An 18,576-nucleotide genomic window follows, 5' to 3' on the forward strand; every position below is an offset into this window, starting at 1 on the left:
CTGAATGCACAATACAACTGATGAACAAGACCGAATATTCCATAGAAGATTCTCGATTACTTGATACATTACAGTTTGTTGTATTTCTACACATATTCCCGCAATTCATCGGCCGCAAATGGCGACTCATCGCCTCCCCGCCTCCGCCGCTGCTTGGCGACGCTCCAAAAGCGACACCACGCGGCCACCCGACCGCCCCATCGTGGTCGGCCCGTCCGCTGACACGGGTGTGTCGCTGTCGGGGGTACGCGACGTTACAGTGCGGAACAGATCGACCGGCACACGGCACTGAGCAACAAGCTGTATCTCGTCAATGCCCTCTTGCGCCAGCAACTCCACGGCGCGCGGGAGTAGCGAGGGCTGCTCGATGGCGCTGATCAAGCCAGGCTCGTTTCGCCGCCAGCCACGGGCAGAAATGGTTGTCATGGCGTTGCGGTAGGACACGTCGCTGAGTCGTCCGAGCCAACGGGCGCGGTACAGCAGGGCCTGGATGCTGACACCCCACTGTTCCTTCAGGCGGGCCAGGGTTTGCCAGACGTTGCCCCCCATGGTCGCCGGGAGCAGGTCGCGGATCTGGTCGGCAGGCATCAGCAACTCGGCAGCGAAGCGGTGAGCCTGGTCCTCGACGATCCGGCCGCCCGGCTCGGCGTCGCTGTGCATGATCAAGTGGCCTAACTCGTGCGCCACATCGAAGCGCTGACGGTAGTAGTCGCGCTTGATCGGGTTGAGGATCACGACCGAGCGCAGCCGGCTGTCGAAGGAATACGCGTCCACCGAGGCCGCCTGCTCAGGGCTGAAGACCACCAGCACGCCGTGGTTCTCCAGCAGCCGGACGAGGTGACCGGCTGGCCCGGCCCCGATCCCCCACTGCTGTCGGAGGAGCTGCGCGGCGCGCTCCGGGCCATCGCCGTCGCGGTCGTCGACCGCCACGGGCAGGCTCGGCACATCGGGTTCCGGGAACTCGACATGCTTCTCCAGGCTGGTCGCGATGTCCACAGCCAACTGCCCGTAGGCGAAGGCCTGGTCGCGGGCGAGTTGGCTGGTGGAACGCAGCGACCGGAAGTGCGGCGTGGTGCTGAGCGCGGCCACGTCATCCGGACGAATCGCGAAGAACCCCGGCTCGACCGACAGGCTCAGTGCCAACTGCGCCACGGTGGCGGCCGTGGGCCGCTTGGCCCCGGACTCCCAAGCGGCCACGGCGGTCGGACTCTTCTCCACCTTGGCGGCTAGGTCGCTCTTGCGTAGACCTGCGAGGTGCCGGGCCAGGGTGAGACGGGCTCCGTCGAAAAGCGCGGCGACGTCGGCTGCCCGATCTGTTGTTGGTGTACGAGAACTCACCGCTCACCACTAGCACGATCATCACGACGCCCTTTGGCCCGGCCGCGCAAACGAACCGGCGCGTCCGGCACGGTGCTCGGCCCCGTGGGCAGCTGCGTGTCCTCGGTGCGACGCCCACCGTCCGCAGGCGGGGTGCCCAGGAGATCCTGCCGCCAGTGCCAGGCTTGACCGCCGCCGGAGTTCAGCCGGGCGCGGCCGAGCACCAGCTCAACCTGCTGGCTGAGCGGGTCGAGGCTGTGGGCGACCACGAACGTCACCATGTCCAACTCGTTCGCGGCGTTCAGGGCAGACTCCAGCCCGCCAATCTCCTCATCGGCAAAACCCTCGAAGAGCGACGGCTGCGGCGGCTCGGGATTGCGCTGGCGGGCCACCCGCTGCTTCGTCGGGCTCTTCTGGGGCCAGGGCATCTGGTCGAGCTTGCCGAACGCGCACGAGGCCAGCAGGAACCGACACTGGCCATGGGCCCAACCAGGGCTGCCGTTGAGGTTGGAGCGGCGGACCAGACCAGGGACCAGCCGCGGCATGGTCTCGATGTCCCGATCGGACAGCTCGGCGTACAACAGGTCGAGGTCGGCATCGTCGTCGCCGGAGCGGACGGCGTAGCGCTCGCAAGCAAAAACGCGGTCCAGGCGGTTGCGGAAGTACGTGAACCTGGTGTTGCCGAGCCATGCGGCGTCGTGACCGTCCGCCTCGGAGTAGGCCTCCAGCGACCGGGTGGTGGCCGAGAGGTACGCCCAGCGCACGCCGCCCAGGACCCCGGCCTCCCCGAGCTCCGCGATAACATCCTGCTGTTCGCTCACGACGCCGAAGCTACACCATGACCAGTAATTCACGCGTCAGAATCAACTACATCGGCGTGTCGCGCGCATGGACCACACCACTGAATTCGAACGAGGGGGATGCTGTCGAGATGCACGGGGCGAAACGTCAGGCGGACGAGATCCGCGCGTACGTGGAGAGCCAGGCAGCCGAGGAGGTTCTCCACCTGGAGAAAGCCGCGTCGGAGCTGGTCGGTTTGGCGCGCCACGACATCTGGGATGTGCACGGCACGGCGAGCCGCTGGTGGGTCATGACCAACCCGACCAACCTGTACGACCAGACCGACTTCAAAAGCCGTGACGTGGTACTGACCTTCCACATCGGGTTGACGCTGCGCATCGAGTACAGCCGGGAGCGCACGGTGCCGGTCGCGCCGACCTCGGCCGAGCTGCTACCAGGCTCCTGGCGACGCTGGCAGCAGGCCTTCGAGTCTTACGACAACGGCGACGAGGCGGAAGCGTTCCAGTCGGTTGGTGTGCGGCTCCGGGAGTGTTTGGTCTCTTTCGTCGGCGAAATCCGCGACGACGAGTTGGTGCCGGACGGCCAGACCTCGCCAAAGGCCGCCGATTTTAAGGGCTGGACCGAACTGCTGGCCAACTGGCTGGCCGCCGGCGAGTCCGGTGCTCGGCTGCGTTCCTACCTGAAGAAGCTGGCGGTCGAGACTTGGGAGTACGTCAACTGGCTGACCCACGCCAAGAACGCCGTGCGGATGGACGCCGAGATCGGACTCAAGGCGGTCGAGCACCTGCTCGGCACGTACACAGCGGCGCGGCTCCGGCTGGCGGGCTTGCCGAGGCGATGCGAAGCATGCGGCTCATATGAGGTGGTGGCGGGGGTGTGCCCGCACTGCGCGTGGGCCGATTCCACGTATGTACCACCTGAGCCACGGGAGAGTTCCGAGGACAAGCAGGCGGCTCGGATGACACAGCCCTGCACGCCCAGCTCCGACATCTCGACGTTCATGAGTCCCAACGACTTCTGACCGCCGATTCCGAGGGACTGTCCACACCCACGCCTTCTGCCCCTTTCCCGGGTGAAGTTTAGTCAGCTGGCTTGCCGGTTCCGCGTGCGGTTTTCTGGCCGTTGTAGGGCGTCCGCGAGGCTCTGCGTGTCTGGGGCGGGGCGTTGGTCGAGATCGGACAGTGATGTGGTGAGCAGGTGTAGTGTTCGCGGGATGCTGTCGTGTTGGCCGAGGCGGGCTTGTACGCGCATGAGGTCGCGGTAGATCGCCTCGTTGTATGGGTCGAATTGGCGAGCCTGTTCCAGTAGGGCGAGTGCCTGTTCGGGGTTGTCGTTGCGGATCTTGCGGATCAGGGTGCTCAGGGCGTCTAATACGTCACGTCGGAGTGCCTCGCGGGGGCCTTCGATCCAGTCCGCGGAGATGCCTTCAGCGAGGTCTCCGCGGTAGAGCTCGGTCACTCGGTTCAGCGCGGCGATGGCGTCGGCCGGCGGGCCCTGATGGCGGCTGGTGGCGAGGGCGTCCTGCAACTGCCAGAGGTCGACGGTCACGATCGTCCGGTCGAGCCCGTAGTGGCTGTCCTGGTTGATGATGATGTCGAGGGTGTCGCCCGGAGTTGCTTGGCGAAGGCTACGTCGTAGCTGGGACAGGGTTGCGTGGAAGCTGTTGTAGGGACGCTCGCCCGGCGCGTCTGGCCAGAGCGCGGCGCTAAGTGTTTCGCGTCGGGCGCCTTCGCGGTGTAGCGCCAGGTAGATCAGGATTTCGCGTTGTCGTGGCGCAAAAGCGTCGATGAGGTCGCGAGGTTCGGGGTGCGCGCGAGTCAGGTGAAGCCGCCCGAGTACATGCAGATGCAGTGGTGCAATCGGACATGAAGCTGCGGGCAGATGCTCCGCGACCAATCGGTCGGCGGGACACACGGCGGACGTTGCGGATCGGCTCTGCGTGCCGTTGCTGGAATCCCGCGAGGAAGAACCGCTCCCCACGGCCTCAGTGGCAGACAGTTTCGCCACCGGGCGCAGGTCGGGGATGTCGATCATGGCCGACGTCGGGGGCGCGACCGGCGCGGTGTCGGTAGTTGGCTTGGGCACTGTTGCGATGAACTCGTACGTGGAGACGAGTGGCTCGGCGTTGGCGCCAGCGCTTTGGCCTCGACTCGACCGCTGTGGGGCTGAGACTGCTGCGTTTTCGGCAGGAGTGCGATTCTGGGATCCTTCGTCGCTGCCGGGGTCTGCCGCTTGCAGCAGTGCGAGCAGGTCGAGGGCGTCGGTGCCCGGCAACGTGAACAGCTGGGCATTGGTCAACTCCTCGCGCAGGGAGGGGCTGGCCGCTTCCACGGTGCCGTCGTCGCGTACGCGGGCAGTGCCGCCGGGCCGCCACAGGCCGAAGAACACTCCGGCCAGACCGAGGCGCGCGCCGTTGCGCAGGACGGTGTGCGCGCGCTGGTTGGTGATTGCGGTAGGTGCCGCCACGAGCAGAACGGTCCCGTTGCCGTTGCGCGATTCTGGTGCGTACTCGGACGGGCCGTGCACGACGTTGTCCTGTAGGCGAGTACGCGCTAGCAGTTCGGCTTCCAGGACATCAAGGGCCGCGGGCATGTCATCGACGATGCGCAGCCGTTGCGGGACGCGACCCGGGAGGTTGTGTCCGAACAGTGAGCGGGCCTCGGCGCTGGGGATCACGATCATGGTGTCGATGCCGGCACTGGTGGCCCGAGCAAGCAGGGTCACGATCAGTGCCCGTGCGGCGGCGTGAGCGCCGGGACCGACGAGTCCCAGGCCCTGCGTGCGTGCGAGGTCGAGTGCGATGTCCTGTCCGTCGCGGACGCCGAGCGGAGTGTTCTGCGGATCCGGCAGCATGGCCCGCACGGTGGCCTGTGCACGGTCACAGATGTCCATCTCGGTCGGCCGCGCCCGGCCCGACTGCGCAGGTGCTGCAACCGGCATGGCGTTATCGTCCGGTTCCCGTGTGACGGCGTCGTGCGCGATGCGCAGCGCGCGCACGACCGGCAGGCTGGCGGGGTCAGGTTGGTCTGGTGAACCGGGTTGGTACCAGCGGCGACGCCGTAGTCGCACGCTGATCATCGCGATGGTGACCAGTGCGGCCAGTCCCAGGCCGACGAACGCCCCTGTCGGCAGCGCGATGCCGGTCGCTGGGCGAGCGTTAGGCGTGTGTTGCTCATCGTCGTGTCGAGCCTGCGGCGCGGGTTGTTCGCGAGAAGCAGGTGAGTCTTGCGGGGACGCCGGAGTCGGCGCCGGTGATGACACGCTCGGCGCGGACGCTGGCTTGTCCGGCAGCGGTGTTGCGTCGCCGGGCAGGACCACGTTCCAGCCGGGCATGAGCTGGTCAGGGTGGCGTAGCGCGCGACCGTCGGGCTGGGTGCGTCCCGCGTTGAGGTCGAAGAGCACCGGCCAGGCTTGCGGGTCGCCGAATTCCCGCTCCGCGATGGCGGAGAGCGTGTCCGCGGGCCTCACGGTGACTGTGCGGCCTGTCGCCTCGGTGGTGTCCACGGGACGGGGAAGGCCGACGGCATCCGATGGCAGCCAGAGGGTCCACCCAGGTTCCAGGTAGTCAGGTGCGCCGGCGAGCAGCGCGGGGTTGAGCTGCACGATCTCGCGGTATCGGATGCCGTTGCCCAGGTGCCGTTCGGCGAGGCCCCACAGGGTGTCGCCATAGATGACCGTGTACGGCACCGCCTTGTCCTGCCGCGCGCTTGAGGGGGTTGGAGCGGCGTTTGCGGTGTCGAGCACCGGGGCGTCCGCGGTGTGGGTTCTGGGTTCGGGTGCTGTCGTGACGGGGTGCGTGGGCGGCCATGGCGGTGCGGTGGCCGTGACCGGTGTTGCGGGCGTGCCGGAGGCCATGGCGGTGCCGACGGAGGTTGCCACCAGGACGGCGGCGACGAGTCCAGCGATCCACCGGCCGCGCGGAACTCTGTTGAGCGTGCTGCGGGCGGCGCGGACTCCGTGTCCGGTCTGGCGGATCACTTCGGCGGCCACGGAGAGGGTCAGCGCCAGCCAGCCGGCCCACGCGACCGCCACGATGAGCCAGATCACGAGGTCGCCGGTGAGCCACGCCCACCGCAGGGTGTACCAGACCCGTTGCGGCCACTGGCTGATCGGAACCGGGCTCGGCCAGCGACCGGGAATCAGGCGGGCCGGGCTGGCACCGAGCGCGAGAAGTCCGCACGGGATGCCGATGACGAAGGCGAGCAGGCCCAGCGCGGCGAACACGCCACGGACCCGTTCGACGCGAGTGGGTGTCATGGGAGGCCGCCGTTGCGGGTGCCCACGCCGAGTTCGGCCAGGGCGGTGCCGGTCGACTGGATGCTGCCGCCGAGCAGCCCGATCGGGGTGGGCTCGGACACCGTGACCGTCACGCGCACTGCGCGGGCTCCCGCGACCGTGACCTGCCCGGGGTGCCCAGCACGCGCCAGGTAGTCCTGGGCGCAACGTAGGGCGCTGGTGGTGTCGACCCTGACGGTCGGGCCGCGGGTGTCCACGGCGGTTCCGGCGGCGCGGGCAGCCTCGGCGGCGAGCGCGTCCGCACGGGCGATCGCCCGCAACCGGGCGCCGCCGTCGACCACCAGCGCGAGCACCAACAGCAGCGCGGGCACCAGGACCGCGACCATCACGCTCACCGACCCGGCATCCCGCGGCGTTACCGGGGCGGTCATCCGAGGCCTCGATACGGGTCAATCGGGCTGGTGAAGCTACCCCTGACGGTAGGGCTTCCGCCCGATGCGGGCAGGGCAAGGTCATGCAGCGGGACACGGCATGTCACGGTCGCCCGAACCAGTCCGGCATGGCCGACAGCCAATCCGTCGGTATCCACGGACACGCTGACCATCTCGCAGGTGATGCCCTCACGCGCCAGGCGTTCGCCCGCGACCACCGTCCCTTCATGTTGTGCCGCGGCCTCAGTACGGGCCAGCGACGCGGCACGCGCTGCAGCGGTGGCAGCATTGTCGACCGCCTGCTGCGCCGAAGCCAGACGAGCACCAGCGATCACCAGCAGCCCCACGACTAGGACGACCGGCACGAGCACCGCCGCCTCGACGCTGACTGAGCCTGCATCAGTCCAGCACCGGAGAACACGACGACGGGATGGGACAGTGTGACTCACGACCGGCCACCCCCACTACGGTTTCCACCCGAGAACCCCTCGGCAATCCCGAACTCGCGGGAAGCGACGGTGAAGCGTTCCTTGGCTGCCTGCGCGGTGGCGTCGACCCGGATATCCAGGCCGGGGATGGGCAGCAGGCGTGTCGTGGTGCCGGAGACCGTGACCTGCACGGTCTGCCCGGTCACCGTCGCACGCACCTCCGCGGTGGTGAGCACCCCGCGGCCGGCCCGCTCGGTGAAGGACCGCGCGGCGTGCTCGGCGGTGCTGCTGGTGGCGCCGACCGGGCGACCGGCATCGACGCCCGCTTGCGCGGCCTGCGCAGCGACCGTGTGGGCATGCCACCACAACCCGCCCTGCACGATCGACAACACCAGCACCAACACGACCGGAAACAGCACGGCCAGACCGACCGATTCCGACCCGCTATCGGGCCGTCTCCGGACCAGTGCACGGAGTCCACGATGTTGTCCACATGGGATGGTTTGCCGTGATGTCGCTCGCGGTGCCGTGGAAGATTCGCGCAGCATCCTGGTGTCCTGGTCCTCGATCATGGTCGACTTCCTTGGTGCAGCATGTGCTCGTTTCCTTGGCAGCACAGGGTTGACTGCTCGGTGTGCACCACCTTGTGGGACGTCGGGTGTGCATGTGGCCCGGGATGGTCTGTATTTGCTACGGCCTGGACAGGATGGTTGAGTGGCATCATTGGGCACCTGCCAGTGCGTGCGCGTTCGCTGTGCTGTCGCTCCGTTTGGAACGTTCGTGTGGTGTGGATACCTGGACGGACGGCGATGTCGTTGTGGATGTTCGGCGGTTCATGGCATTTTTTGCTCCTGGTGAGTCACCTATGGATTTCTTTCGTTTGGTGCGACTGGTTTTCCGGCCGCTGAGCCATTGGGTCAGGTCGGCGGCGGGCAGGTCGGTGAATCGCGCGAGTTCGTCGATCTCCATGACATCGCTGGATTCGGCGAGCACGTCGCCGAGTTCGCGCTCGATGTCAAAAAGTTGCTGGACGATCAGTGCCCGGCGGTGCGCGAGTTCACCGACCCGTTGTGCCGCTGCAGATCTCCGGACGCTCCGGGCACGGTCGGCTTCCTCCACACGGCGTTCGATCTCCTCCGTCGTCGCCATCCTGATCCTCCTTACCCTGTTGCCTTGCGGGTTTCTATTGGATTTGGTTCTGGTATTTCTGGACTACTGCGCGAATGGCGACGGCGAGTCCGATCGCTACCGCGAGGCCGATGGCGACCAGGACGGCCTTTTCCACAGATTCGGAGCCGCGGTCCCGGCTGGCGCGGATGCGTGTCCATCGGCTGTGGACAGTGACGGCAAGAACCACAGCCAGACTGGCCAAGGCCAGTTGGAGTTGCCGGTAGCAGCGGCGCGCTTCAAAGTGAACGGTATTCTTCGTCATGTGAGTTCAGCTCCTTTCGGTGGTTGGGCGGGGAAAGGGTGTTGTCCTGTAACCGTTTTCGTCTAGTGGGTGCCTCCGGTGAGCAGGCGGATCACCGCCGGGTACATCACCAGCAGGAGGAACGCGACCAGGAGCAGCGCCACGGGGAGGGCGAGGCGTTGGGAGCGGGCGTTGGCGTCGGCCTTGTCCGTAGCGAGTGCGGCGGCGCGTAGCGCGGCGGCTTTGGCGACGAGGGTGGTGTAGATCGCGGCGCCGTCGGCTGCGGTGGCGAGGATGCCGGCCAGGTCGGCCAGTTCGACGACGCCCATCCGGGTCGCCAATCGGGACAGCGCTTCCCACGGGGTGTGGCCGGCGCGCATTGCCTGGCCGAGGGTGCGGCTGATCCGTGTGAAGACCCAGGAGTCGGCGACCGCGGCGGCTTCGGCCAGGGCTTGGCTCGCGGCCCGACCGGTCGCGCGTTCCTGGGCAACCAGATCAAGATAGGCGGCGGTCGCCCGGCGGAATTCCTCCCGCGCCCAGGCGGCGTCCTCGCGCACCGCGAGCACCGGGACCACCGACCCGGCCATGGCCGCAACCACCGTTGCCATCGCGATCACCGCGAGCGAAAGCCCGATGCCGCCCACCCAGGCCACCCCAGCAGCCCCGAGAACAAGGGCGACGGCGCTGCTAGCCCAGGTCAGCCGGCGGGCGACATACCGTTCGGGTGTGTGGTTGAGGACATCGAGGTCACCGGCGGGGATGCCCCACCAACGGCTGGAGTATCGGGCCGAGTAGCCGGTCAGGCGTTCCAACCGGGCGGTCCACCGGCCGCGCGGTCGAGCGCCCTCGTCTTGGCGCGCAGCGCGGTCGTCCAGTTCGGCCACGGCTGCAGCCAGGTTGATCGGTGCGGGACGCGCCAGGGCCGCGATCACGCACGCCACCGCCGCCCCGGCCAGCGCGCCCAGCACCGCGGCGACGGTTCCGGGACTCATCGCGGCACCTCCGTGGTGTGCGGGACGACAGCCAGTCGCCGCGGTGGCTTTGGTGTTCCCGCGGGGTTTTCTGCGGCGCCACCGAGCAGGCGGACCGGGCGGCGGGCGCGGGTCAACAGGTGCATCCACCACCCGGCGGCGCCCAGCAGGACACCGATCCCTGCCATCACGAGTTGGCCCAGCATTTCATCGAATGGGGTCAGGAAGTCGTGGGCGAACACCATGAGTCCGGCCAGCAGTGCGGCGGTGATGGCCAGGATGGTGCGGACGTCGGTGCGTGGTTTCGCACGGTCCGCTTCGACGTCACGACGCGCGACCACCTCTGCGTCCAGAGCTTTGGCTTTGGCGTCAAGGATGTCGGCCAGGCCGCGCCCGCCCGCGCGGGCGCGCACGATGAGGGCCAGGACCACTTCGTCGGCGGCCTCGTCATCCAGGTCGTCGGCGAACGCGCGCAGCGCCGGTTCCAGCCCCCGGGTCCGCAGCCGCACGGCCAGGGTCTGCACCTCGATGGCCAGCGCTTCGGGTGCGGTGTGGGCCGAGGTGGTGATCGCCTGCTCCAGCCCGCCCGCACCCGAGGACAGCAGGTCGGCCAACCGCCGCACCCAACTCGCCAACGCATCCAGTCGCGCGATGAGGCGCCGCGGATCGTCCCCCCGCGCCAGGACCGGCACGGTCACCACCCCGGCCGCGGCCAGGACGGCGGCGACGGGCCAGCCACTGGTCCACCACACCACCACAGCAACGACGACGGCCACGAGCAGCCGCCGCAGGGCGATCCGCGCGAGGACACGCCGCCCGCTCTGCGCAAGGCCACCGATCGCGGCGAACACACCAGGCGTTTCCGTTCCTCGGCCACGAGTCGGGCGGAAAGCGGCGACCGTGCAGCCGACCGAGAGAAGGGCAAGGACGCCGAGAAATCCCGGCCACACCAGGGTCACGACAGCCCTCCTTCCCGGAAGCCGGTGAACTGCCCGGGGTTTGCCCAGGTGGTGTCGAACGCGGCGGGGTCGAACTCGTGATGCGCCAACCGTTGCAGCAATTCCTGGCTGGGCGGATAGGCCGGTGTTGCGCGGCTGTCGCTGGGGTGTGGGGCGAAGACCCGGATGGTGTCCGGGCGTCCGGCGTCGCCGATGGGGCCGACCTCGATCACCTCGGTAACCAGCCGCTGTCGGCGGCTCTCGCCCGGGTGGTCGTGGTCGGTGCGGGTGACGTACACGACGAGATCGATCGCCGAAGCAGTCCACTGGTGCGCGGCGTCGATCGGCAAGGGAGGTGTGGACAACTGGCCCAGCGCAGCGATCCGGTCGAAGACGGCAGTGGCGCTGGCGGCATGCAGCGTGCACATCCCGCCCGCGGCCCCGTTGCCGAGGGCACGCAGCATCGCGGTCACTTCACCCGCGCGGACCTCACCGACGATCACCCGGCTCGGACTGTGCCGCAGCGTCTGGGTCAGCAGGTCATCCAGGGTGATCTCCCCCCTCCCCTCGCTGTTGGCCGGGCGCGCTTCCAGCGGGGTCACCAACGGCCGGGTACCCAGGTGCAGGCCGAGTTCGTATTCCTCTTCCACAGTGACCACGTGCTCGACGACCGGAATTTCGCGGCACAGGGCGCGCAGCAGCGTGGTTTTCCCCGCTGCCGGACCGCCGGAGACGACGATGTTGCAGCCCGCGAGCACCGCCGCGCGCAGGAACGACCCCAATACCGGATCGAGGGTGCCGTTGTGGATCAGGTCGTTCAGACCGGTATTGACCAGGCGGTGGCGCCGAATCGCCACCCGTGGCCGGTCGCTGACCTCGATCACAGCCGCGACCCGTGCCCCGAGCGGGCCGCCGGCGGGGATGCGGAGGTTGCCAATCGGGCGGCCGGGGTTGAACTCACGGGAGGTTTGGCCCTGCCGGGCGAACATCGCCGCCAGCATCTCGACCAGCTCGGCGTCGGTGTCGGCAATAGGATGAGGCCACCGCTCGATCGTGCCGTCGGCCAGCTCCAGGATCACGTGGTCGCAGCCGTGCACGTGAATGTTTTCCACCTCATCGCGTTCCAGCAGCTCGTCCAGCGCGCCCAGTCCGGACAGTGCGGCGACCACGGCGCGGACCAGCCGTCGCTCGTCGGCCAGCGGGACCGGTGGCTGTCCGGCACCGGCCCGACGCCGCACCCACGCCCCTACTTCCTCGGTCGCGGCGGCGTGGACCCGGGCCTGCGCTTCCTCGGCCGAGGGCGGCACCTCCCGGTGTAGCTGGCCCGCCGCGGCTCGTTCCAACCGGGCGGCAACCGCCTCCCGGATCGCCCGCACCGCCTCCGCATCCCAGTACACCGCCCCACCACCGTTCGGCGGTCCGGCCGTGAACGAAAGGTCCGGACCACCCAGATCCATGGCGAAGGACGATGGCCGCTGCGAGTGGAATGCCGGCTCGTTGTGTTGGGTGGGGGTGGTGGTTGGCTGATCGCCGTTGTGTCGCATGTTCATCGTCTCCCTCCGGCAGACGTCCGGGCTGGTGGGTGCGGGCCGTGTAGCTCGTGAGGCGTGTAGTGGTGGTAGGTCAGGTGCAGGCGCCGTGCGGTGTGGCGGAGGCTGCGCAGCAGCGGGGAACGGCGTGGAAGTGTGCCGGCGTTGGCGCCCTCGGAAAGCACCGCCGCTGTCCGGGCATCGGCTGCGGTCTGGACAGTTGTTTGGTGGCCGAGTGCGGCGGTGGTCTCCCGGCTTCCTGCCGGGGTGGTGGCGCACACTGCCAGCCCCAACCGGTTCGGGACGATGCGCTCGGCGAGTTCGGTCAGGATCGGGCGTGCGGCCAGTACGTGCCGTTGCGTGGGTCGCACGGCGACCAACACCAGATCCGCCGCCGCTAGCAACGGCCACGGTGTGACGGTGCTGTAGCGGCCGACGTCGACCAGTGCGTCGGCGGGACGGCCGTTTGCGGTTTTGACCGCGGCCAGGGCCGCGGTCAGGCGGGTCCAGCCCGCGGCACCGACCGCGGTCTGCTGGCCTGGTGACGACAGCCCCGCCAGCAACCCGACATGCGGTGCTGGGGGAACGACCTGCACGTGTGCGGACAACACCGCCGGATCGCCGACAACGGCGTGGCGGGTGGCGGTGGCGTAGGACAAGACGCCGATATCGGTGCGGATCGTGCCGTCCAGGACCCACTGGCCCAGCCACCCCGCGGCGAGATCGCCACCGGCCGGGTCGCAATCGGCCAGCACCACCGGCGCCGGCCACACCGCCGCCAGGGCGGCCACCGTTGTCGTCGCGCCCGGTGCGCCCTTTCCTGAGACGATCGTGATCATCGCCAACCCCTTCACCGCCTCTCTCAACAGCCTTCGACATCTAGGTGCCGGGGCCGAGTTGCACCAGCACGACCTGCCCTGCCGCGGCAGCGGTCGCGGCTGGGGCGGCGTCGGGGCCGACGACGACATCGACTGTGACCGCGCCGGTGGAATCCGGGAGGCCGACCTCCAGCACTCGCGCGCGAAACGGTCCGGCCGCGCTCTGCGGTGTCGCGTCGGTTCCGGCCTCACCCGCGACGGGGGTGGCCTGAACCAGGTCACCGGGCGACAGCCCGCGCGCGGGCAGCCGGCCCGGCTTGACCGGCAGGCCCACCAGCCGCTCTCCCGGACCGGGCACCGGTTGCTGGGTGAGCTGGCCGGGCGCGAGCACGGTGCCGGCGGGCAGGGTCGCGCGGGCGATCGCGCCGACCACGGCCGCGCGATCACGAGACAGGATGACGGCCGTGTTCGGGTACGGGACTGCTTTCCCTACCTCGAGATCCTCGTCGCCGATCCGCTGGCCCCAGCTCACCGGGCGGGCCAGCACCAGGACCTCGATCCGCTTGTCCTGTCCGGAAATCACGGCAACGTTGCCGAAGGCCGCGGCAGCGGCCAAGACCACCGCAACGGCCAGTAGCCACCATCGCCGTCGTCGCGGCACCCGCGGCGCGTCGCCCGCCCCGCTGTCGCGTGGCTGCGGCCGGGAAAAGGACACGGCATTACCCATCGGGCTCACTCCCTCCCTGATCCAGAAATCTGGGCTATATCCGCATTCATGCGCAGGGCTTGCACCTCCGCGACCGCGAACGTGGCGCTCGCTTGCGAGAGCATCGCGGGGAAGTCGCCGCCGACCTCGCCAGCGCCGTCCGAGCCCACCCACCGAACCGACCAGCGAATCGCCCACGTGGCGGTGGCCTCGTCCTGTGGCTGCCCGTAGGACGAGCGTGTGTACACGAACCCGCAATCCGGGCTGGCGGCGTGTAGTCCGGCGGAGCGGTCATAGGGCGTGCCTGGACCGGAACACGACAGCGAACCCCCCGTGCCCGAGGTGAACGACAAGCCGATCGGGGTCGCGGTCACCTCCGCCCACACCGGACCGACCTGCACCCGCCGCGCCGCTGGGGTCCACACGCTGTGGTCGGTCCAGATCCAGGTGTTCTCGCCCACGATCGTCGCGTCCCGCCCGTCCGGCAACCGGACGTTCGGCGAATGGCGCGGCACCGGCAGCGGCAACCGCAGTTGCTCGAACGCTTGCGCCGCCAACTGCGCCGGAGTCAGCACCGGCGGCACGCCCTCAACCGGTAATAGCGGCAGGCACCGCACCCCGAACGCGCTTCCGCCCGGACCCGCACCACCCGGTCCCCGACCGCCGACACCGCCCCCGACACCGAAACCGCCCAGGAAACATCCGGGAGGAAGCCCACCCGGAGACTGCCCGTCGGTGTCCGCGCCAGACTGTCCGCCCTGGCCGGAATTCCCGGTTCCACCCGGCCGGATCGGCGCCTCGCCCCGGGCATCCAATGCCCGCAGGTCCACCCCGGGACGCGTGTCCTGTCCGTAGGGGTCGACCGGAACGACTATGACCTGCCCGTCATCGCCCGCCCCCTCCGCAGCGGCCGGGGGCGCATTAGCGACCGCCACTCCAACGAGTACGGCAAGACCGATCACCAGGCCCGTCAACGGGAAACGGGGGCGCATCAGCACGCACTACCCGAAAAATCAAGCTGCGAGACCTTCCACCGTCCGTCCGAAGTGTCGCGGGCCAAGGTTGCGTGGACCGGCATCCGTGGCACACCCACGGTTTTCCGGTCACCCGTCGCCGCGTCCGCCTGTCCCGCACGGGAGGCGTCCTGGCAATCCACAACGGTCGCCGAATCCCCGGTAATCTCGACCGAGACGATCCGCACCGTCACATCGCCGTAGGTCGTCAATCCCACGCTTTTGTTGCGGTGCATCGCTTCCAGCGTCGTGGACAACTGGGGTTCCACCGCGACCGCGGCGAGCGCCGTTTGCCATGTGTCCTCCGGCTGGTGCGGCGCCTGCGCCGACCGCGGCCAGTACTGGGTGTAGGCAGCCACCACCGCTTGCTGCTTATCCTGTCCCGGCGAACTCCCGGCCGTCGGTGCCTGCGAGGGAGCCGCCAGATTCGGCGATGGCGGTGCCGGGACAGGGCTGCCGCCGCCGCTACACGCCTCGAGCACCGGAACCAGAGCCGCTCCTGCCACGACGAGGCAGCGCCGCCAACGACGAGTGCCGACCATGTTGACCATTTCTCTCCGATACTTCCGTTCCTTACCGTCTGGACCGATTTCTCCGACGCAGTCAGGTTTTGTGTGGTCAGCTACGCGAACACCATGCTCAGCAACGCTCCTACAAGCAGCGACGGCCCAGCGGGAAACCGCGCATCCAGACGCCGGGAGCACACCACCACCATGAGCGCGACCAACCCCGTCAAGCCGGTGGCCATCAGCAACCCCCGGAGCAATCCCTCCCATCCGAACCAGCCCGCATAAACGGCGACTGCCCCGTACAGTGCGGTGTCCCCACCCCCGGTGTGCTCCGGCATCCACGCCTGCACCAACCCGGCCAGCCCGAACACCACCACCCCCGCCCCGCACGCGAAACCCAGCCGCGCCCACCGGCCCTCCAGCGCCGCCGCGGCAAGGAAACCCACCGCACCGCCGCCCGCCAGAGCCGCGACGAGGGGAAATGGCAGACGCCGGCAGTGCACATCCGTGATGACCAGAGCCCAAGCCAGGGCGCACGCCCAGGACCACGCCACCAACACCGGCGTCACGCCGAACCGGACCGACCCCAGCACCCACAGGCCCCCCGTCACGACGGACACTGCGACGGCCAGTCCCCCGCGTTGCGAACCCGAGTCTGCGAACAACGGCCCGGTCGTCCGCTCCGCGACGGCCACCACCACGGGGCCGGCCAGCATTCCGCCCGCACCGATCGCCCACGGCAGCATCAACACCACCAGCACCTCCTGAACCACCGCGAGCGGATGAGCGGCCACCTGGAACGCGGCCAGGACAACCGGCCACAGACCACCAGAGCGCCGCGCCCCCTCCGACACGTGTCGATATCCCCGCCGTCATGAAAACCCTCCGTGACAGGCGTCGTCTTCATCGGTATCGGTACGCGCATCGCCGCCAAAGTCGAGCGCCGCCGAGGAGAACGCTTCGGCCTTTTCCCACGGGAACAGGCCTGTTCCCGTGACATCGCGAGCGGCGGTGATAAAGGCAAACACGTTCTGTGGCAGGACTTCCGCGGCAGCCGCGATGCGCGCCACGTCGCAATTCCGCAAAGACGAGAGCGTATCTTGGACACGGGTTTCCAGATCGACGTACGCGAGCTTGGTGGTCCAGGCCTGTGCCAGGGTCACAGTGTCATGCAGGTACCACAGGGCCTCACCCACAGCGTCGTCGATCACGGCGATGGCCTCGTCCACCTGGGTCGCGAATGCGGTTGCCTCGTGGTCGCCGCGAAGCTGGTCTGCCACGACGCGGGCGGTGCGCGTGCGGTCCAGGCAGCACAGCACCTCCCAGACCACCAGATGCGCCTCGCGAGGCACACCAACTGGGAGCCATGCGCGGGCAGGAGTGGTGTGGAGCTGATGGACACTATCGAGGAGCCCGCCCACAATGCCGCGTACGGCGGAGCCCAAGCTAGCGAAGTCGTTAGTGCGGTAGAAGAACTCGCCCGGACGCTGTTCCACACGACACCGCCAGTGCCAATCATGGACATGGTCAGTGCCGAAACACGCAGCGTTGACCACTGCGGCGAAAGTCGCGCAGCCGATGGCGACAACACCCAGGCTCGCAGCCAGCATCGCGGTAAGCCCGGTCTCGCAAGCGATGCCGCCCACGAGGACCGTGGCACCCAACAGTCCACACGACACAACGCGGGCGGACATAACTGCGCGCAGTGTTTCTCGTCGCCAGCGAGCACGCGATAGACAGGGATCCCACAGCATGGCGTCTGGGCCGTCATCGAATTCTCCCATGCTCACTGGTGATGCCGTAGCAGGATGTTTCATGTTTTCCTCCCCCAAAGTTGTCGTGCGGACGCCGATGATGTTTGCGGATGGTCCATCGGTACCGGTATGAACGTCATGAGTCGCGTGTGAGACCCCGGGTGGCCAAGGAATCGAGGACCGCATTGCTTTATTGTGGGCATCTAATGGATGCGGAAGAACGGCTTGGGGAGCACAATTGTGTCCTCGTTTTGTGCTGTCTTTGTGCCGTTTCTGTCAAGACGACAACGGTTTTCACTACTCGGCTGGTGCTCGCGGTAGCTGGGTGGCGACGGCTGTGTGCTGCCGCCGCCACCCAGCTGGGAACCGGGGTTAGAGTTCCCTGCTGTTGGGGTCCGCCCACGTGAGGGTTCCGCTGACCGTGTGGGCTTGCGATCCGGCGGCCGGAGTGGTCCAGATGCGGGTCCCGTCGGGTGCCGGTGCGGCGGATGTCGTGGCGGCCGAGGCGATTCCGGCCATGCCGACGATCAGGGCGCCGAGGGCGAGCGCGCCGGTCAGGGTGGTTTTGATGGTGTTCACGTCTTCCTCCTGAAAACGTCGAGGGATGAAAAGAAAGAAATGTGGTCATCGCTGATTTTCTGGGGTGTTTAGGCGGCCAGGGCGCCTCCTTTCTCCGCCGGTTCGGTGGCGGGCAGGGTGCCGATTTCGAGCACGGCGGCGGTCCAGGTCATGCCGAGCCCAATACCCAGCAGCAGGACGCGGTCGCCGGGTTCGACGAGGTTGTGGCGGGTCAGGTGGTCGAGGGCGAGGATCTGGTCGGCGGCACCGCAGTGACCGACCCGCAGGCCCAGCCCGGCCAGCGTCCGCTCCTCGGGCAAGCCCAGGGGTTCCAAAACCTGACGTCGCAACAGGTTGCGGCCGTAGAAGGGCGGTAAGACCCACCGCACCTCGTCGAGGGTGAGGTCGGCGTCAGCCAGCGCTGCCTTAACAGTCTCGGCCACCGCCGTCCGGATGAGAGTGTGGGCGTGTTCGCGGCGGGCCTCTCCGCGGGCGAGCCAGCCGCGTTTGGCTGCCCGCAGGTTCGCGGCGGTGTGTGTGGTGACCGCCTCGGGATGGGGGCGGGTGGTGCCTTCGAGGTCGGGTTCGCACCACGACGCGGTCGACACCAGCTGAGCCAGGCCTGGGTGCCGGCCGATCAGCAGGGCCGCTCCGGCGTCGCCGTAGACGAGGCCGTGGTCGGAGAAACGCTGGAACGGCGGGGTGAACGTGTCGCCGATGGTGATCAGGACGGTGTCGAGGTCCGGTCTGGCGGTGAGGTAGGTGGCGGCGGTGTCGGTCGCCGCGACCGCCGAGTTCGACATCGCGTCGATGTTCACCGACAGCGCCGCACCAGCGCCGATGCCCAACTGGCTGCGGATGTGGCTGGCCAGTGACCAGAAGTCGAGACCGCACGAGAGCAGCGAGGTGTGCAGGTGCAGCCCGACCATGGAGGTCTGATTGGTGCCCCCGGTCTCGCGCACGGCGGTTAGGGCCCGGCGCCCGGCGCGAATCGCCAACTGCGGCCCGGGCATGGCGGTGATCGCCACCGACTTCTGCCCCACCGCCGCTGTCTCCTCTGGGTCGTAGGCGGTGGTGGCGTTCGCGTCGGTGACCGGCACGAGGCGGCCGATGTCCGTGGCGAGGCCGAGCACATGGACGTGGTCGTAACGCATCG

At 68.4% G+C, this 18,576-nt stretch carries 20 protein-coding genes; 1 reads left to right on the top strand and 19 read right to left on the bottom strand.

Annotated elements, in window-relative coordinates:
* Positions 1-126: 126 nt before the first annotated feature.
* The gene (locus tag ACFSXZ_RS40810; protein WP_378271900.1) at positions 127-1,338 is read right to left on the bottom strand and encodes a helix-turn-helix domain-containing protein; all 1,212 of its coding nucleotides are present in this window, start codon (positions 1,336-1,338) and stop codon (positions 127-129) included.
* Entirely contained in the window at positions 1,335-2,138 is an 804-nt protein-coding gene (locus ACFSXZ_RS40815; RefSeq protein ID WP_378271902.1) for a hypothetical protein, read from the bottom strand. Before ACFSXZ_RS40815 ends, ACFSXZ_RS40810 begins: the two co-directional genes overlap by 4 nt.
* 110 nt (positions 2,139-2,248) lie before the next feature.
* Here ACFSXZ_RS40815 and ACFSXZ_RS40820 point away from each other — a divergent pair, with 110 nt between their 5' ends.
* The gene (locus ACFSXZ_RS40820) at positions 2,249-3,139 is read left to right on the top strand and encodes a hypothetical protein (RefSeq protein ID WP_378271903.1); all 891 of its coding nucleotides are present in this window, start codon (positions 2,249-2,251) and stop codon (positions 3,137-3,139) included.
* A gap of 62 nt (positions 3,140-3,201) precedes the next feature.
* Here ACFSXZ_RS40820 and ACFSXZ_RS40825 read toward each other — a convergent pair whose 3' ends face one another.
* The 17 genes from ACFSXZ_RS40825 to ACFSXZ_RS40905 form a co-directional block, all read right to left on the bottom strand.
* Entirely contained in the window at positions 3,202-6,375 is a 3,174-nt protein-coding gene (locus ACFSXZ_RS40825) for a BTAD domain-containing putative transcriptional regulator (protein WP_378271905.1), read from the bottom strand.
* Positions 6,372-6,785, bottom strand: a complete 414-nt coding sequence (locus tag ACFSXZ_RS40830) for a hypothetical protein (RefSeq protein ID WP_378271906.1) — start codon at positions 6,783-6,785, stop codon at positions 6,372-6,374. The genes ACFSXZ_RS40825 and ACFSXZ_RS40830 overlap by 4 nt, the downstream gene beginning before the upstream one ends.
* Positions 6,782-7,234 (bottom strand): TadE/TadG family type IV pilus assembly protein, encoded by a 453-nt coding sequence (locus ACFSXZ_RS40835; RefSeq protein ID WP_378271908.1) that lies wholly within the window; start codon positions 7,232-7,234, stop codon positions 6,782-6,784. The genes ACFSXZ_RS40830 and ACFSXZ_RS40835 overlap by 4 nt, the downstream gene beginning before the upstream one ends.
* Positions 7,231-7,713: a TadE/TadG family type IV pilus assembly protein gene (locus tag ACFSXZ_RS40840; RefSeq protein WP_378271940.1), complete on the bottom strand. Its 483-nt coding sequence runs from the start codon at positions 7,711-7,713 to the stop codon at positions 7,231-7,233. Before ACFSXZ_RS40840 ends, ACFSXZ_RS40835 begins: the two co-directional genes overlap by 4 nt.
* A 220-nt stretch (positions 7,714-7,933) precedes the next feature.
* Positions 7,934-8,332 carry a hypothetical protein gene (locus ACFSXZ_RS40845; protein WP_378271910.1) on the bottom strand — a complete coding sequence of 133 codons (399 nt, stop codon included), beginning with the start codon at positions 8,330-8,332 and terminating at the stop codon, positions 7,934-7,936.
* A gap of 64 nt (positions 8,333-8,396) precedes the next feature.
* A complete protein-coding gene (locus ACFSXZ_RS40850) occupies positions 8,397-8,645 on the bottom strand; it encodes a hypothetical protein (protein WP_378271911.1) in 249 nt (82 codons plus the stop codon).
* 62 nt (positions 8,646-8,707) lie between these two features.
* The gene (locus ACFSXZ_RS40855) at positions 8,708-9,616 is read right to left on the bottom strand and encodes a type II secretion system F family protein (protein ID WP_378271913.1); all 909 of its coding nucleotides are present in this window, start codon (positions 9,614-9,616) and stop codon (positions 8,708-8,710) included.
* Positions 9,613-10,554 (bottom strand): type II secretion system F family protein, encoded by a 942-nt coding sequence (locus ACFSXZ_RS40860; protein WP_378271914.1) that lies wholly within the window; start codon positions 10,552-10,554, stop codon positions 9,613-9,615. The genes ACFSXZ_RS40855 and ACFSXZ_RS40860 overlap by 4 nt, the downstream gene beginning before the upstream one ends.
* Positions 10,551-11,990 (bottom strand): CpaF family protein, encoded by a 1,440-nt coding sequence (locus ACFSXZ_RS40865; RefSeq protein WP_378271915.1) that lies wholly within the window; start codon positions 11,988-11,990, stop codon positions 10,551-10,553. Before ACFSXZ_RS40865 ends, ACFSXZ_RS40860 begins: the two co-directional genes overlap by 4 nt.
* Positions 11,991-12,079: 89 nt before the next feature.
* Positions 12,080-12,901, bottom strand: a complete 822-nt coding sequence (locus ACFSXZ_RS40870) for a hypothetical protein (RefSeq protein WP_378271917.1) — start codon at positions 12,899-12,901, stop codon at positions 12,080-12,082.
* A gap of 40 nt (positions 12,902-12,941) precedes the next feature.
* Complete coding sequence (locus tag ACFSXZ_RS40875; protein WP_378271918.1) at positions 12,942-13,607, bottom strand: SAF domain-containing protein; 666 nt, start codon at positions 13,605-13,607, stop codon at positions 12,942-12,944.
* A gap of 5 nt (positions 13,608-13,612) precedes the next feature.
* Positions 13,613-14,170: a hypothetical protein gene (locus ACFSXZ_RS40880; protein WP_378271919.1), complete on the bottom strand. Its 558-nt coding sequence runs from the start codon at positions 14,168-14,170 to the stop codon at positions 13,613-13,615.
* Positions 14,171-14,577: 407 nt separating this feature from the next.
* The gene (locus tag ACFSXZ_RS40885) at positions 14,578-14,958 is read right to left on the bottom strand and encodes a hypothetical protein (RefSeq protein ID WP_378271921.1); all 381 of its coding nucleotides are present in this window, start codon (positions 14,956-14,958) and stop codon (positions 14,578-14,580) included.
* Positions 14,959-15,221: 263 nt separating this feature from the next.
* On the bottom strand, positions 15,222-15,962 hold the full coding sequence (locus tag ACFSXZ_RS40890; RefSeq protein WP_378271922.1) for a methyltransferase: 741 nt from the start codon (positions 15,960-15,962) through the stop codon (positions 15,222-15,224).
* A gap of 18 nt (positions 15,963-15,980) precedes the next feature.
* Entirely contained in the window at positions 15,981-16,754 is a 774-nt protein-coding gene (locus ACFSXZ_RS40895) for a hypothetical protein (RefSeq protein WP_378271924.1), read from the bottom strand.
* A gap of 480 nt (positions 16,755-17,234) precedes the next feature.
* Positions 17,235-17,441 carry a hypothetical protein gene (locus tag ACFSXZ_RS40900; RefSeq protein ID WP_378271926.1) on the bottom strand — a complete coding sequence of 69 codons (207 nt, stop codon included), beginning with the start codon at positions 17,439-17,441 and terminating at the stop codon, positions 17,235-17,237.
* Positions 17,442-17,509: 68 nt separating this feature from the next.
* Positions 17,510-18,574 carry a 3-oxoacyl-[acyl-carrier-protein] synthase III C-terminal domain-containing protein gene (locus ACFSXZ_RS40905; RefSeq protein ID WP_378271927.1) on the bottom strand — a complete coding sequence of 355 codons (1,065 nt, stop codon included), beginning with the start codon at positions 18,572-18,574 and terminating at the stop codon, positions 17,510-17,512.
* Positions 18,575-18,576 lie beyond the last annotated feature (2 nt).

This window comes from Amycolatopsis pigmentata (assembly GCF_042684065.1).
GTDB classification, from domain to species: Bacteria; Actinomycetota; Actinomycetes; order Mycobacteriales; family Pseudonocardiaceae; genus Amycolatopsis_E; species Amycolatopsis_E pigmentata.